This window comes from Chromatiales bacterium (genome assembly GCA_024234935.1).
Classification (GTDB): Bacteria; Pseudomonadota; Gammaproteobacteria; order Steroidobacterales.
The window spans coordinates 844,768-857,739 of the sequence record JACKNI010000001.1 but is presented as its reverse complement, the minus strand read 5'-3'; the positions used below and the strand labels follow the sequence as shown (position 1 = coordinate 857,739).

Annotated in this window: 11 protein-coding genes and 7 tRNA genes; 13 read left to right on the top strand and 5 right to left on the bottom strand. The window is 60.3% G+C overall.

The window, feature by feature from the left end; translation table 11 throughout:
- Positions 1-30 precede the first annotated feature (30 nt).
- Positions 31-1,251, top strand: coding sequence for a protein kinase (locus tag H6979_04110; protein MCP5139019.1), 1,221 nt, complete (start codon positions 31-33; stop codon positions 1,249-1,251).
- A 9-nt stretch (positions 1,252-1,260) separates the two neighbouring features.
- Here H6979_04110 and lpxH read toward each other — a convergent pair whose 3' ends face one another.
- Genes lpxH through folD form a run of 3 tightly spaced genes read right to left on the bottom strand, consistent with a single transcriptional unit; the run spans position 1,261 to position 3,492 of the window.
- Positions 1,261-1,989, bottom strand: a complete 729-nt coding sequence (gene lpxH, locus H6979_04105; protein MCP5139018.1) for a UDP-2,3-diacylglucosamine diphosphatase — start codon at positions 1,987-1,989, stop codon at positions 1,261-1,263.
- A complete protein-coding gene (locus tag H6979_04100) occupies positions 1,986-2,570 on the bottom strand; it encodes a peptidyl-prolyl cis-trans isomerase (protein MCP5139017.1) in 585 nt (194 codons plus the stop codon). Before H6979_04100 ends, lpxH begins: the two co-directional genes overlap by 4 nt.
- Before the next feature lie 37 nt (positions 2,571-2,607).
- A complete protein-coding gene (gene folD / locus H6979_04095) occupies positions 2,608-3,492 on the bottom strand; it encodes a bifunctional methylenetetrahydrofolate dehydrogenase/methenyltetrahydrofolate cyclohydrolase FolD (GenBank protein ID MCP5139016.1) in 885 nt (294 codons plus the stop codon).
- 206 nt (positions 3,493-3,698) lie between these two features.
- Here folD and H6979_04090 point away from each other — a divergent pair.
- From H6979_04090 to H6979_04075, 4 genes are all read left to right on the top strand, one after another.
- A tRNA-Pro gene (locus H6979_04090) sits at positions 3,699-3,775 on the top strand.
- A 21-nt stretch (positions 3,776-3,796) separates the two neighbouring features.
- Positions 3,797-3,873, top strand: a tRNA-Arg gene (locus H6979_04085).
- A 34-nt stretch (positions 3,874-3,907) separates the two neighbouring features.
- Positions 3,908-3,983 (top strand) — tRNA-His (locus H6979_04080).
- A gap of 49 nt (positions 3,984-4,032) precedes the next feature.
- Positions 4,033-4,108, top strand: a tRNA-Lys gene (locus tag H6979_04075).
- Positions 4,109-4,115: 7 nt separating this feature from the next.
- Here the strand turns inward: H6979_04075 and H6979_04070 are convergent.
- Complete coding sequence (locus H6979_04070) at positions 4,116-4,646, bottom strand: hypothetical protein (protein ID MCP5139015.1); 531 nt, start codon at positions 4,644-4,646, stop codon at positions 4,116-4,118.
- 34 nt (positions 4,647-4,680) lie between these two features.
- Positions 4,681-5,568 carry a flavin reductase gene (locus H6979_04065; GenBank protein MCP5139014.1) on the bottom strand — a complete coding sequence of 296 codons (888 nt, stop codon included), beginning with the start codon at positions 5,566-5,568 and terminating at the stop codon, positions 4,681-4,683.
- 340 nt (positions 5,569-5,908) lie between these two features.
- Here H6979_04065 and H6979_04060 point away from each other — a divergent pair.
- From H6979_04060 to H6979_04025, 8 genes are all read left to right on the top strand, one after another.
- Positions 5,909-5,993: transfer RNA gene (locus H6979_04060), tRNA-Leu, on the top strand.
- A gap of 80 nt (positions 5,994-6,073) precedes the next feature.
- Positions 6,074-7,393: a trigger factor gene (locus tag H6979_04055; protein MCP5139013.1), complete on the top strand. Its 1,320-nt coding sequence runs from the start codon at positions 6,074-6,076 to the stop codon at positions 7,391-7,393.
- 78 nt (positions 7,394-7,471) lie between these two features.
- Positions 7,472-8,089, top strand: coding sequence for an ATP-dependent Clp endopeptidase proteolytic subunit ClpP (gene clpP / locus H6979_04050; GenBank protein MCP5139012.1), 618 nt, complete (start codon positions 7,472-7,474; stop codon positions 8,087-8,089).
- Positions 8,090-8,199: 110 nt separating this feature from the next.
- Complete coding sequence (gene clpX / locus H6979_04045; protein ID MCP5139011.1) at positions 8,200-9,519, top strand: ATP-dependent Clp protease ATP-binding subunit ClpX; 1,320 nt, start codon at positions 8,200-8,202, stop codon at positions 9,517-9,519.
- A 73-nt stretch (positions 9,520-9,592) separates the two neighbouring features.
- Entirely contained in the window at positions 9,593-12,025 is a 2,433-nt protein-coding gene (lon, locus tag H6979_04040; protein MCP5139010.1) for an endopeptidase La, read from the top strand.
- A 247-nt stretch (positions 12,026-12,272) separates the two neighbouring features.
- On the top strand, positions 12,273-12,545 hold the full coding sequence (locus tag H6979_04035) for an HU family DNA-binding protein (GenBank protein ID MCP5139009.1): 273 nt from the start codon (positions 12,273-12,275) through the stop codon (positions 12,543-12,545).
- 99 nt (positions 12,546-12,644) lie between these two features.
- Positions 12,645-12,720, top strand: a tRNA-Val gene (locus H6979_04030).
- 85 nt (positions 12,721-12,805) lie between these two features.
- Positions 12,806-12,882 (top strand) — tRNA-Asp (locus H6979_04025).
- Positions 12,883-12,972: the final 90 nt, after the last annotated feature.

Genomic DNA, 12,972 nt, shown 5'->3' with positions numbered 1-12,972 from the left:
GCATGTAGCAGTCGGCAGCCCGGCACCCTCGTGAGCCTCAAGTTCCTCATCATTGACGATCACGCCGATTACCGGCGTCTGCTTTCCTACCACATTGCGGCACGCTGGCCCGAGGCGATCATCAGGGAGTATGACCCCCTGCAGTCAGGACGCCTGCCCGATGCCTTTTCCGGTGCCGGCAATGACGTGGTGCTGCTGGGGGATACCTGTGGCGGCGAGGATGCCATCGAGTGGCTGCGCCGGTTTCGGGCGCAGCCAAAATTTCCACCCATCATTTTTGTCGGCAATGGCGATGAACGACAGGTCGTGTCGGCCATCAAGTCCGGTGCAGAAGAATACGTGGGCAAACCGCGGCTTAATAACGCCCGGCTGGTTGAGGCGATCGAGGAAGCCTTGCGTATCGGTTCAAACCGGGCCAACCCGGGCCGCACAGGGGGAGAGTCTCTGGCAGCAAATGGCAACGGGCCGATTCCCAGGAACTACAGTGTCGTGCGCAAGCTCGCGCACGGAGAGATTGCCACGGTCTATCTGGCAAAAGAACGCAGTTCTGGCCGGGAAGTGGTGCTCAAGGTTCTGCACCAGGTCAGCGATGCGGCGAGCGGCAAGATCCTCGACAGGTTCCTGCGCGAGTACGAGCTGGCTGCGCGCCTCGATCATCCCAACGTCGTGCGCATCCATGACTTTGGCGTGGCGGATGATCATGCCTATATCGCCATGGAATATTGCGGCGGCGGCAGTCTGAAGCGGCGTATTGCGGCAGGCATGGACCGCTACGAAGCCTACCGGCTGATGCGCGATATCGCGGCTGCGCTCGGTGTGCTGCACGCTGCCGGTATCCTGCACCGCGACCTGAAACCGACCAACGTGCTGTTTCGCGATGATGACACGCTGGCGCTGATCGATTTCGGTCTGGCCAAACAGGTGGCTCTGATCGCCGAGGTGACGGGTGCGGGTGCGATTTTCGGCACGCCGTACTACATGAGCCCCGAGCAGGGACACGGTGAAGCAGTCGATGCGCGGGGTGATATCTACAGCCTGGGCGTCATTTTTTTCGAAATGCTGAGTGGTGCCAAGCCCTACGATGGCGAGACCGCAATGAGCGTGATCGTCAAGCATCGGCAGGCGCCGGTGCCAGTGCTGCCGCCCGCGACAGCCGAGTTCCAGCCGCTGATCGAAAGAATGCTGGCCAAGAAGCCCTCGGCACGTTTCCAGAATGTCGCCGAGCTGCTGGCCTGGGAGCCGGCTCTGTAGCAACGGGCGTCAGTGCAGGGGAATTGGCTGCAGCGCCGGTCCTCCGCGCGAGCAGCGCAGCACGCTGCCCTGTTCGTACCAGTCACCGAGCACGATGCGTGTTGCCGCCTCGCCGTGTGTGGTGGCTAGTTTGTGGATCGCCGGCCTGTGCGTGTGTCCGTGTATCAGCAGCGATACTTTGTGATGTTCCATGATGGCCGCCACTGCCTGCTGGTTCACATCCATGAGCATGGCCGGTTTGTTGCCATATGCTTCCATGCTCTTGCTGCGCAACCGCGCTTCGATGCGCTTTCTGGCAGTCACCGGAAGGGCGAGATACAGTGCCTGGGTGAGCGGCCAGTGCACTATCCGGCGGTATCGCTGATAGGCGTGGTCATCAGTGCACAAGGTGTCCCCATGCATGAGCAGGGTACGTTCACCATGAAGGTCGATGACCACTTCATCCGCCAGCAGATTGATGCCGCTTTCAGCGGCAAAGCGTCCAGAGATCAGAAAATCGCGGTTGCCACGCATGAAGTGACAGTGGACACCGCGGTCCGTCAGTTGACGCAATGCTGCGCTGACCTGCATCCCGGTGGCACCGGGCGCATCGTCCCCGATCCAGCTCTCGAACAGGTCGCCGAGGATATACAGGGCTTCCGCATGGCTGGCGGTATCAGCCAGAAAGCGCAGAAAGCAGTCGGTGACTGCAGGCCGCGAGGCATGAAGGTGGAGGTCGGAGACGAACAGTATCGTCATTTAGCTGCAGGCGGTTTCAGCAGACTCGCTTTCTGGATGATCACAGGTTCAACCGGGACGTCCGACATCCCGTCCTTCGTCCCCGTCAGGCGGTGGCCGATGTCGTCAATGACATCCATACCCTGGATGACCTCGCCGAACACGGCATAACCCCAACGGGTGGGCTTCGGGTCCAGCGGAAAATTGTCAGCCAGGTTGATGTAGAACTGCGAGTCTCCCGAATGCGGTTCACCGGTCCGCGCCATGGCAATGGTGCCGCGCCGGTTGCTGAGCCCGTTTCCGGATTCATTCGGCACGCCCGGGTGCGGTTGCTTGAGCTTGAGGTCGCCGGTGAATCCGCCGCCCTGAATCACGAAGCCATTGACCACGCGATGAAAGATCGTGCCGCTATAGAAGCCTTCGTTGACATACTTCAGGAAGTTGTCGACGGTCAGTGGCGCGCGCTCCGGATCAAGCTGCACGATAAACGCGCCCGCTGAAGTCTCGAACTGTACGAGAACCGGGTCTGCAGCCTGCAGGCTCGTGCCGAGGCCCAACAAGAAGCTGGCGATCAGTGGCAGGCAGATTCTTGAAATACGCATCGGTACTTGCTCCGCATCAATCTTGAAACAGTAATGCTCAGGCCGGGGGCATTTCCCGGGGTGTCAGCAGCGCTATGCCCGAGATCGCGGCCGTCAGCGTGTTCTCCAGCAGCATCGCAATGGTCATCGGGCCGACACCGCCCGGCACCGGCGTGATCCAGCCAGCGCGTTCACTGGCTGCGGCGAACTCCACGTCACCGCAGAGCTTGCCATCGGGCAGGCGTGTGATGCCGATGTCCAGCACGACGGCGCCAGGCTTGATCCATTCGCCGCGTACCAGTCCGGGCTTGCCGACCGCCACTGCGAGGATGTCGGCTCTCGCGATGTGGCTGGCCAAATCCTGCGTAAAGCGATGACACACTGTGGTGGTGGCGCCGGCCAGCAGCAGTTCGAGCGCCAGCGGGCGGCCCACATGGTTTGAAGCGCCGACGATCACCGCATGCTGTCCGCGGACCGGTACGCCGATATGCCGCAGCAGCGTCATCACGCCGTACGGGGTGGCGGGGCGCAGCACCGGCATGCGCTGACAGAGACGGCCAAGGGTGTAGGGGTGGAAGCCGTCCACATCCTTGACCGGATTGATGCGCTCGATCACTGCGGTTTCATCAATGTGCGGTGGCAGCGGCAGCTGGACGAGGATGCCGTCGACAGCCGGATCCAGATTGAGCTGGTCGATCAGCGCCAGCAATTCCGCCTCACCCGTGGAGGCCGGAAGATCGTGGTTGCGGGATACGACGCCCACTTCCGCGCAGGCGGTGCGCTTGTTGCGTACATAGATCTGTGAGGCCGGATCATCGCCGACAAGGATTACTGCGAGCCCCGGCGGCCGGTGACCCAGGGTCAGCCGCTCAGCGATGCGTGTGCGCAGTCGCGCGCGCAGGCCGAGCGCGATCGCTTTGCCGTCAATCAGGCGGGCAGTCATGTGAAATCTGTCATGAGCGGGATGTGCGGTCTCTGGCTGCAGGCTGGAAATACAGAAGGTAATGCACAATACCAGAGGCACAGAAGCCGAAAAACCGGCCCCGGGCGGGTCGGCGAGGTCGGCCGGAAATTGACGCTGCCGGCGGCGCTTCGTATCATGCGGCGCCCCGACGGGCGGGCGGCTATAATGCAATGCCGGGTACAGATCGGGGTATAGCGCAGTCTGGTAGCGCATCTGCTTTGGGAGCAGAGGGTCGGCGGTTCGAATCCGTCTACCCCGACCACCCGGAATTCCCGGCAGTAAAGCGCCTGTAGCTCAACTGGACAGAGCACCGGCCTTCTAAGCCGGTGGTTGCAGGTTCGAGTCCTGCCAGGCGCGCCAGGTCAGGATTTTGACGTGCAGTGCCGTGTCAATGGTGGGCGTAGCTCAGTTGGTAGAGCACTGGATTGTGATTCCAGTGGTCGTGGGTTCAAGCCCCATCGCCCACCCCAATTTTGACAGCGGATTGCGGAAGTTATGCAGTCCGGAAGAAGAAGCAGCGGGCCGTTAGCTCAATTGGTAGAGCAGTGGACTCTTAATCCATTGGTTGTAAGTTCAAGTCTTACACGGCCCACCACCTACGCTTATTTTCCTCCTGATGCCGCTGGTGCCACTGCGGTTGTCTTGTTCGCGCCACGATTGTCGGCCACCGCGCCGATCCGCCAGCCGCCGGCCGTATGCACGAGCATATAGACCTCACTGAAGCTGTCAGTGCGCTTGCTGCCGCTCTTGTCCACGGTTTCGGTGGCGGTATTCGTCCATACGGTGGCGAGGTCGCCGTCGACATGGGAGTCCACGACTTTCGGGATACGGCTGTAGACCGCTGTACTGCCGAATACCACCGGACCGACCATGCTCCAGTGGGCCTTCAGGTCGCTCGTGACACCCCCCTGGCCAGCAGACGGGATATCGCTGTGCGCCGAGCGCAGGGAGAATTGCACCGAACCATTTGCTATCAGCGCCAGCGCTGCATCCAGATCATGCTTGCTGAGGGCCTGATTGAAGGCCTGAACGGTTTCGCCCGGGCTGCGTTCAGCCGCGGACAGGGCGACCGGGCTCAACGAACTGATCATGAGGATGACACTTGTGGTGATGGTCAGACAGCGATGCATCATGGGCTTGCCTCTCTTGATGGGTGGTGTGTTTCAGTCAGCGCGAAGACTTGCCGCGCAGTTCCTTTACGAACGTTTCATCGACCAGGCTCACGCCGGCCGCCAGTGCAGCGTTGACGGTTTCCTGCAATGCGGTTTTCAGAAACGGTCGCGGTACTTTGGTGAACGCAGCGCAGGCTTCCTGCGTGAAGCGTACGTTATTGTCGATACGGTTGGCCAGATAGGAAACCTGCCGGATTTCGCTGCCTTCAACCCTTGGCGGCAAAATATTGAACGGCTCGCCGTGCTCGGCAAACCAGAAGCCGCCGTCGCTGCGAAAGCCGTAGAAGATCGGCATGATCGGGAAGGTGCCGCCGTTTTCAAGCGCATCGTGAAAATTCCGGCGCATAAGCAGGTGGTCGATCTGCAGGACAAAGCGGCGCTCGTTGGTGCCGTCGGGACCGGTACGCGGCGGATCCAGATCGAAGCTGCGGTCCCAACTGCACTCGATGATCTGGAAGGCGTCACCCAGGATTCGGGGCGCGTCCGGGTCATTCTGCCGGTCGACAGAGGGTGAAGGCAGGAGCGTAAAAGGCATTGCCTTCTGCTTCTCCTCCAGCGACTGTCCCGGATAGCCAAGGCGCGAAACGGCGGTCAACTGGTCACGGTTGAATTCAATATAGTTGAGCGCGCATTTGCCGGTACGGCGGATATTGCTGGACGTGGCGCTGTTGCCACGGCTGATCAGCAGCATGGAGTAGGGCGGGCTGATGCCAAAGGGCATGACCAGGGCGTGCGGGCCGATGCCTGTCTCGCCGTTTTCATGCACGGTCGTAACCAGCGCGAAGGACATCGGAATGAAGGCGCAGGTCTGATAGAAGTTGTTCCGGCCGGCGTAGCTTACGAAGTCGTTGGCAGCAGCGGTTTGGTGTGCTTCGGTGTTCACGCTTCTCGATACTCCTGCTCAGACGGACCGATACGGACGCTGGATATCAGCTATCAGTAACAGAGGTGCCCCGGGGGCTGTTTGATCTGGGTCAAATCGGTCTGGGCTATTTCCTGCTTGTCCACGTGAAGGTTCGGAACCAGAGCGGCGAAAGCCGTACCCGGACGGGCCGCAAATCAGGCTACGTGTTAGTATTCATCCCTAATCGATTGATTTAAAAGCCTTGAGTGGGGCGGGTCAGCTCAGTAATTCGGCGAAGGCCCGGCGCCCGCCGTTTCGGACGGCGTGGCCAGGACCCTTCGGTATAATGCGCCGCGTAGTGCGCCACGGGGCCCCAGGCGCGAAAGTGGCGGAACTGGTAGACGCGCAGGATTTAGGTTCCTGTGGGGCAACCCGTGAGAGTTCGAGTCTCTCCTTTCGCACCAGCCCCGGTGTAGGGGATTTTGGGGCCAGTGTGCTACGCCGTACGGAAATCAGGCAGTCACAGCAGAAAGCGAGAGGATGAATGGAGCGCGTTGAGGGTTCAGACGTACAGGTAGCCATTGAGTCCGCACAGGGTCTCAAGCGGCGCATTCGGGTCAGCGTGCCGGCACAGCGTATCGAGCGCGAAGTCGAATCGCGTCTCCGCTCGGTGGGGCGGACGGCCAACATCAAGGGTTATCGCCCGGGCAAGGTCCCCGAGAAAGTCGTGCGTCAGCGCTTCAGTGACCAGGTGCGTCAGGAGGTCATGCAGGACGTCGTGCGCTCGAGTTATTCCGAGGCCGTGACCCGCGAGAAATTGCGCCCCGTCGGCGACGCGCAGATTGAAACCACACCGGACTCCGGTGACGGCGGCAGCGACCTGTCGTTCACCGCCAGCTTCGAGATTTTCCCGGATTTTCAGTTGCAGGGCATCGATGCGCTGACGGTCTCGCGCCCGGAACCGCAGTTGGACGACGCCGACGTCAGCTTCGTCATCGACAACCTCCGTCGGCAGCGCCGGACCTGGAATCCGGTTGAGCGCGAGGCCCGTGACGGTGACCAGGTGACACTCGATTTTGAAGGCCGGCTCGATGGTCAGCCGATTGAAAACGGATCAGGTGATCAGGTCAGTGTGGTGGTCGGAGGCGGTCGCCTCGTACCTGACTTTGAACGGCAACTGGCCGGAGTCCGTGCCGGCGAGCAGAAGACCATTCAGGTCGAGTTCCCGGCCGATTATCCGAACAAGACACTGGCTGGACGTCGGGGCGAATTCGACCTGCGCATCAGCGAGGTCGCCGAAGAACAGTTGCCGGAGGTGGACGAGGAGTTTGTCCGCAGCTTCGGGGTCGAGAGCGGTGATCGTGCCGAGTTTGAGCAGGATATCCGCAAGAACATGGCCCAGGAGTTTGAATCGCGTGCACGGGCTGAAGTAAAGCAGCAGCTGCTGGAACTGTTGCTGAAGCACAATCCCATCGATGTACCTGAAGTGCTGGTTGCGGAAGCTGCCGCATCGCTGCAGGGCGATGCAGCGCGCAATCTCGGTCTGCCCGACCGGCAGGGCGCGCCGCCGGTCGAAACCTATCTCCCCGCAGCCGAGCGGCGTGTGCGCCTCAGCCTGCTGCTCGGTGCCATCATCATGGAGCAGAGCATGGTGGCGAATCGGGACAGGGTTGGTGAACGAATAGATTCACTTGTGAGGGGTTACGACAAGCCGGATGAGGTGCGCAAGATCTACTACCAGAACGCCGGGCTGCTGGGCCAGGTGGAAGACATGGTGCTGGAAGAGCAGGTGATCGAGTGGCTGACGGAGCGCGCCACGGTGACGCCGAAACCGACCAGTTTCCAGGCACTGGTAGGCAGTTAGGCAGCGCAGAACAGAGCACGGGTCCGCCGGGTTTCCGGCGGCGCACAGTACGACAGACAGGAACAGCTGGACATGGCAATGGAAACACAGGCGCTCGGCCTCGTGCCGATGGTGATTGAGCAGACTGCCCGCGGCGAACGTGCCTACGATATCTACTCAAGGCTGCTCAAGGAGCGGGTGATATTCGTCGTTGGTCCGGTGGAAGATCACATGGCCAACCTCGTGGTCGCCCAGTTGCTGTTCCTGGAGTCCGAGAATCCCGACAAGGACATTCACCTTTATATCAATTCACCGGGTGGCGTCGTGACTGCCGGGCTCTCCATCTACGACACGATGCAGTTCATCAAGCCGGATGTCAGCACGATCTGCCTCGGCCAGGCGGCGAGCATGGGTGCGCTGCTGCTGACCGGCGGGGCCAAGGGCAAGCGTTTCTGTCTGCCGCATTCGCGCATGATGATTCACCAGCCGCTGGGTGGTTTCCAGGGCCAGGCGACGGATATCGATATCCACGCCAAGGAGATCCTGCAAACGCGCGACCGGCTCAACCGGATCCTGGCGAAGCATACCGGTCAACCGATCGAGCAGATCGACCGCGACACCGACCGCGACCGGTTCATGAGCGGTACTGAAGGCGTTGAGTACGGTCTGATTGATTCCGTGCTGGAAAGCCGCACAGACGTTCGCATCCCGGCTTGATGTGAACTGATCGCAGAATATGTGCAGCTGCTTTGCACGGCCGGACAAGGGCGTGTTATATCTGAACCGGGTCCATGTGACGGACCTCACGGCAGAGAAACGAGGCAACCATGGTAGATGAAACCCGGGGACGTGGCGACGACGGCAAGCTGCTCTATTGTTCGTTCTGCGGCAAGAGCCAGCATGAGGTACGGAAGCTAATTGCCGGTCCCTCGGTATTTATCTGCGACGAGTGCGTAGAGCTCTGCAATGACATCATCCGCGAGGAGCTGGAAGACCGTCAGGATCACACCGGCACCAAGCTGCCCAAGCCGCAGGAAATCAAGAATGTCCTTGACGAGTATGTCATCGGTCAGGACCGGGCCAAGAAGATCCTCTCGGTAGCGGTATACAACCACTACAAGCGGCTGGAAAACCGTTCTACCGATGTTGGCAAGAGCGACATCGAGCTTTCGAAGAGCAACATACTGCTCATCGGTCCCACCGGCTGCGGAAAGACGCTGCTCGCCGAGACACTCGCTCGCCTGCTCAATGTGCCGTTCACGATTGCTGATGCAACGACGCTTACGGAGGCCGGCTACGTCGGCGAGGATGTCGAGAACATCATCCAGAAGCTGCTGCAGAAGTGTGACTATGATGTCGAAAAGGCACAGACCGGCATCGTCTATATCGATGAGATTGACAAGATTTCCCGCAAGTCGGACAACCCGTCAATCACCCGTGACGTTTCGGGGGAGGGCGTGCAGCAGGCACTTTTGAAGCTCATCGAAGGTACGGTTGCCTCCGTACCCCCGCAAGGTGGCCGCAAGCATCCGCAGCAGGAATTCCTGCAGGTCGACACGCGGCACATTCTCTTTATCGTTGGCGGCGCTTTTGCCGGGCTCGAGAAGATTATCCAGAAGCGCTCGCAAAAGAGCGGTATCGGCTTTGTCGCCGATGTGCGCAGTAGCGAAGACTCACCGATCGGCGAGTTGCTGAATGATGTGGAGCCGGAGGATCTGATCCGCTTCGGACTGATTCCCGAGTTTGTCGGCCGGCTGCCTGTGGTCGCCACGCTCGATGAACTCGACGAGGCGGCGCTGGTAAGCATCCTGGTTGAACCAAAGAACGCGCTGGTCAAGCAGTACCGGCGTCTGTTCGAGATGGAAGGTGCGGAACTGGAGTTTCGTGAAGACGCGCTGCGCGCGATCGCATTGCGTGCCATGCAGCGCAAGACCGGTGCCCGGGGGTTGCGGACCATTCTCGAGGGCATCCTGCTCGACACCATGTATGAGATCCCGTCCCTGCGTAATGCCCGCAAGGTGGTGGTTGACGCGGCCGTCGTCACTGGTGAGACGCGTCCCTATATCATTTATGAGTCTGATGAGGCCGGGTCCTTGCGTGCCGTGACGGAAGAGCGCCGGGCAGCAGGTTCCGGCGGCGGCAGCTGAGCTCGTGAGAGTGTTGTGCGGCGGCTAGCGCCCGGGTCTTCCGGCCAGCCAGGGGCGGAACGGCGCATTGCGCATGGAGAGAGGAATGTCTGAACAGAATCCGCCGGAACAACGTCTGAACGTTCCCATCCTTCCCCTGCGCGATGTGGTGGTTTATCCGCACATGGTCATTCCGTTGTTCGTGGGCCGATCCCGTTCCATCCAGGCCCTCGATGCGGCGATGCAGGCCGGCAAGCAGATACTGCTGGTGGCGCAGAAACAGGCCGATGTGGACGAGCCCTCGCTGGAGGATGTCTACCGCGTGGGTACGCTGGCCACCATTCTGCAGTTGCTGAAGCTGCCGGACGGTACGGTCAAGGTTCTCGTTGAGGGCGGCGTTCGGGCCAATCTTGTTGAGACCAGGGCCGGCGAGTTCTTTTCAGCCGATATCGACCTGGTTGAAGACAGTCTCGACGTCACTACCCGTGAGGCGGATGTCCTGAAGCGTTCGCTGATTTCCCAGTTCGAAAACTATGTCAAGCTGAACCGCAAGGTGCCGCCGGAGATCCTGACGTCCCTGGCCGGTATCGACCAGCCGGGGCGGCTGGCCGACACCATCGCTGCGCACATGTCCCTCAAGCTGGACCAGAAGCAGAAGGTCCTCGAAATCATCCCGATCCGTGAACGTCTCGAGCACGTAATGATGCTGATCGAGACCGAGATCGACATGCTGCAGATCGAGAAGCGGATCCGCGGCCGTGTCAAGCAGCAGATGGAGAAGAGTCAGCGCGAGTACTACCTCAACGAACAGATGAAGGCGATCCAGAAAGAACTCGGGGACATGGACGATGCCCCGAACGAGATCGCTGATATCGAAAAGCGCATTTCACGTGCCGGCATGTCGCAGGAGGCGCGCACGAAGGCGACAGCCGAGGTCAACAAACTCAAGCTGATGTCGCCAATGTCAGCCGAGGCAACCGTGGTCCGCAACTACGTGGACTGGCTGCTCAAGGCACCGTGGCGCAAACGTACCCGGGTCAATCATGACTTGCCGCAGGCCGAAGCGGTTCTCGAGAAGGATCACTATGGCCTGGAGAAGGTCAAGGAACGCATTCTCGAGTACCTGGCGGTTCAGCAGCGCGTCAAGAAGCTGAAGGGTCCGATCCTGTGCCTGGTGGGTCCGCCCGGTGTGGGCAAGACCTCACTGGGCCAGAGTATTGCGCGCGCCACCAACAGGACCTTTGTCCGCATGTCACTGGGCGGGGTACGCGACGAGGCGGAGATCCGCGGCCACCGGCGTACCTATATCGGCTCGATGCCCGGCAAGATCATCCAGAACCTCGCCAAGGCCGGCGTGCGCAACCCGCTGTTCCTGCTCGATGAAATCGACAAGATGTCGACGGACTTCCGTGGCGACCCCTCGTCGGCCCTGCTCGAGGTGCTCGACCCCGAACAGAATGGCAGCTTTGCCGATCACTATCTGGAAGTCGATTTCGACCTCTCCGATGTGATGTTCGTCTGTACTGCCAATACGCTGAATATCCCCGCGCCGCTGCTTGATCGAATGGAAGTAATCCGTCTTGCCGGTTATACGGAAGACGAGAAACTCAATATCGCGCGCAGTTATCTCGTGCCAAAGCAGATAAAGAACAACGGGCTGCGGAAGGACGAGATCTCGATATCCGATGGGGCGATTCACGACATGATCCGTTTTTATACGCGCGAGTCGGGCGTGCGAAACCTCGAGCGTGAGATCGCCAAGCTTTGTCGCAAGGTCGTCAAGAGCCACCTGCTCGAGCCGAAAAGCAAGACCACTCACGTGGTACCGAAGGGCCTGCAGAAGTATCTGGGTGTGCGCCGTTTCCGCTATGGCCGCGCGGAGGAGAGCAACCGCATCGGTCAGGTGACCGGCCTTGCCTGGACCGAAGTCGGTGGTGAACTGCTGACGATTGAAGCAGCTGTCGTGCCCGGCAAGGGCAAGATGATCCATACCGGTCAACTCGGCGAAGTGATGCGCGAGTCGATCCAGGCCGCCACCACGATCGTCAGGGGGCGTGCCGGGACACTGGGAATAGACGAGGATTTTCACCAGAAGCTCGACCTGCATATACACGTGCCGGAGGGCGCTACGCCCAAAGACGGGCCGAGCGCAGGTGTCGGCATGTGTACGGCGCTGGTCTCTGCCCTGACCAATATCCCGGTGCGATGTGATGTGGCCATGACCGGGGAAATCACCCTTCGCGGTGAGGTTCTGCCGATCGGTGGCCTCAAGGAAAAGTTGCTGGCTGCGCATCGTGGCGGGATTGCGACGGTGCTGATCCCGCACGACAACGAGAAGGATCTGGCGGAAATACCGAAAAACATCAAGGACAACCTCAACATTGTTCCGGTCCGTTGGATAGATGAGGTCCTGCAGTTGTCCCTGCAGGACATGCCGATGCCGAAGACCGTCGAAGGCAAACTGGTGGCAGACGAAGCGCAGAAGGCGCAAACTGATCCCGCTGATAAGGCTGTACGCGCCCACTAACGCCGGGCCGAGTGCAGGTTGACAGCGGTTTTTTGCGCTTGGTATAAGGTTCGCGGCTTCGCGTCCCGCTATACTTCATTTCACCGCCGTCCGGATTCCAGATCCTGCAGTCCTGTTGAAGGATCGGGTTTATGTCCGTATCGGTGTGTTCGCTGGTTTGACGACAGCCGGAGAAGTTTTCAAGGGGGTGCTGCCGGTTTGCCGGTAGCGTAGTCAGTAATCGGGAAACAGTTAAGAAGGTACGTTGATGAACAAGGGTGAACTGATCGACGTGGTTGCGGATGATGCCGGCCTGTCGAAGGCTGATGCCACTCGTGCAGTGGATGCTGTCATTACCGCGGTCACAAAGGCGTTGAAGAAGGGCGACCAGGTCGCGCTTGTGGGCTTTGGAACCTTTGCCGTGAAGAAGCGCGCGGCACGTCAGGGCCGTAATCCGCGCACCGGTGAGACGATCCAGATTGCCGCCAGCCAGGTACCTGGTTTCAAGGCTGGGAAGGCTCTGAAGGATGCCGTAAACTAGGCGGCTGCCGGGTGCCCTGTGAGGGGCATCGCCTGATGGTCGTAGTTTCTGGTTGCCAGCCGGCATGAGTGCCGGTAACTGGATCGCGGCCAGCAAACAGGGTGCTTAGCTCAGCTGGAAGAGCGTCGCCCTTACAAGGCGAAGGTCGGGGGTTCGAGCCCCTCAGCACCCACCAGATTCGCAGACTGTTTCTGATCAGCCCAGGCAGGCTCTCGGGGGACCATGCCCGGGTTTCTCCGGTCGGGCGGTCGGTTTTTTTTGGAGTGGTAGTTCAGTTGGTTAGAATACCGGCCTGTCACGCCGGGGGTCGCGGGTTCGAGTCCCGTCCACTCCGCCAACTATCCTGCAAGTGCATCTGTGGCAGCATATGGCTGATCTGATGCGAACGAACGGGCGCCACCAGTGTGGCGCCTTTTTTGTTTGGAGA